The 2,084-nt window shown below is 63.3% G+C and carries 2 protein-coding genes; both read left to right on the top strand.

Annotation, left to right across the window (positions count from 1 at the left end):
- The coding region (locus tag C446_RS17055; RefSeq protein WP_006674384.1) for a carbohydrate ABC transporter permease at nucleotides 1-785 on the top strand (785 nt) is incomplete at its 5' end.
- Nucleotides 786-801: 16 nt separating this feature from the next.
- Nucleotides 802-1,983 carry an ABC transporter ATP-binding protein gene (locus C446_RS17050; protein ID WP_006674383.1) on the top strand — a complete coding sequence of 394 codons (1,182 nt, stop codon included), beginning with the start codon at nucleotides 802-804 and terminating at the stop codon, nucleotides 1,981-1,983.
- The last annotated feature ends 101 nt before the right edge of the window (nucleotides 1,984-2,084 follow it).

Here is a 2,084-nt window from a genome sequence, read left to right as displayed (position 1 = left end):
ACTGGCTGCTCATGGTCGCGCTGACCCCGGAAGGGCGACAGCAGGACATCGTCCTCACGCCGAACGGGTTCAACCCCGGTGCGTTCGTCGAGGTGTTCCAGGTGTTGCCGTTCCACTGGTACGTCTTCAACAGCTTCGTGATCGCGACGGCCTCGACGATCGTCGTGTTGATCATCGCGAGCCTCGCCGGCTACGCCTTCGGCCGCCTCGAGTTCCCCGGAAAGACGCCGATGATGCTGCTCGTCCTGATCATTTCGTTTTTCCCGCCGGCAGCGTTTTTCATCCCGCTGAACGACCTGTTCAACACGCAGTTTTTCCTCCTCGAGCCGGTCACCGGCGACGGCACACTCTACAACACGCCCGGCGCGATGGTCCTGCCGCTGTCGGCGATCTTCATGCCGCTTGCGATCTTCATCCTCACGACGTTCTACGCTCAGATTCCGGACGGTCTCGAGGATGCGGCCCGCGTCGAGGGGACCACGCGGCTCGGCGCGCTCGTTCGCGTGATCGTGCCGCTGTCGGCCCCCGGCGTCGCGACCGCAGGCGTGCTCACCTTCATCGCCGTCTACAACGAGTTTTTCTTCTCGTTTCTGATGACGGACGGACAGCCGGAAAACTGGGCTCCGATCCTCGAGGGCATCCTCGGGTACCAGGGCCAGTACGAGGTGATGTACCACCTGATGGCCGCCTCGAGCATCATCGGGGTGATCCCGGTCGCGATCCTCGTGATCGTGGCCCAGGAAAAGATCGTGAGCGGACTGACCGCGGGCGCACTCAAGGAATAACGACCGACACCAGACTATGGCACGAGTCACACTCGAACACGTCACGAAACGCTACGAAGACGTCACGGCCGTCGACGACGTCAGTCTCGAGATCGAGGACGGCGAGTTCGTCACCTTCGTCGGTCCGTCGGGCTGTGGGAAGTCGACGACGATGGAAACCGTCGCGGGACTCACCCGACCGAGCGACGGCCGCGTCTACATCGGGGACGACGATGTCACGACGCTCGCACCGAAAGACCGTGGCGTGGCGATGGTGTTCCAGAACATCGCCCTGTTTCCCCACATGGACGTCTTCGAAAACGTCTCGTTCGGCCTCCGGCTGCGGACATGCAGCGACGACGAGATTCGCCGCCGGGTCGAGCAAGCGGCCGATATCGTGCAACTCGAGGGGTTGCTCGATCGGATGCCCAGCGAGCTGTCGGGCGGCCAGCGCCAGCGGGTGGCGATCGCCCGCGCGATCGTCCGCAACCCGGACGTGTTCCTGATGGACGAGCCCCTCGCCAATCTGGACGCGAAACTGCGCGTCCACATGCGCACCGAACTCCAGCGACTCCACCGCGAACTCGGGACGACGATCATCTACGTCACGCACGATCAGGCCGAGGCGATGACGATGTCCGATCGGATCGCCGTCTTGAACGAGGGGCGACTTCAGCAGATCGCGCCCCCGCTGGAGTGTTACAATCGACCCGCGAACCGGTTTGTCGCCGGCTTCATCGGCTCGCCTTCGATGAACTTCCTCCAGGGAGAACTCCTCGCGGACGGCATCGTGACCGACAACTTTCGGGTCGATCTCGATCCCGGCGAAATTCCGAGCACAGCAGTTGGGGACGCCATCACTCTCGGCATCAGACCGGAGGACGTCCATCTCGTGACGGCAGCCGACGACCTCCCCGGAGCGACTGCTCCGATCGACGCCCGGACCGACGTACTCGAGCCGATGGGCGACGAGGTCTTCGTTTACCTCTTGCTGGCCGAGGACGCGGGACGGTCGATGGCCGAGAAGCCGGCGACGGCCGCCGGCCAACTGCTGATGAGCGTCACGCCCGACACCGAGATTCGTGCAGACCAGGACCTCGAGGTCGTTCTCGACCGGTCGAAGCTTCACCTCTTCGACGCGAAGACCGGTGACGCGCTGTGTCACGGCGTGACCGATCGCTCCGAGTCCGAGCCAGGCGAGACGACCACCGCCAACTGATCGAACGCCCGAAGACACGGTCGTTTGGCGACGGAACAAAGTCGTTCCACGTTTCTGGGATGTAGAGCGTCTACAAACGAGCTTCGGAGGAATCAAATAAC

Source organism: Halobiforma nitratireducens JCM 10879 (assembly GCF_000337895.1).
Classification (GTDB): domain Archaea; phylum Halobacteriota; class Halobacteria; order Halobacteriales; family Natrialbaceae; genus Natronobacterium; species Natronobacterium nitratireducens.
Note: the sequence above shows the minus strand (reverse complement) of the source record. Positions and strands in the feature narration are given on the sequence as shown.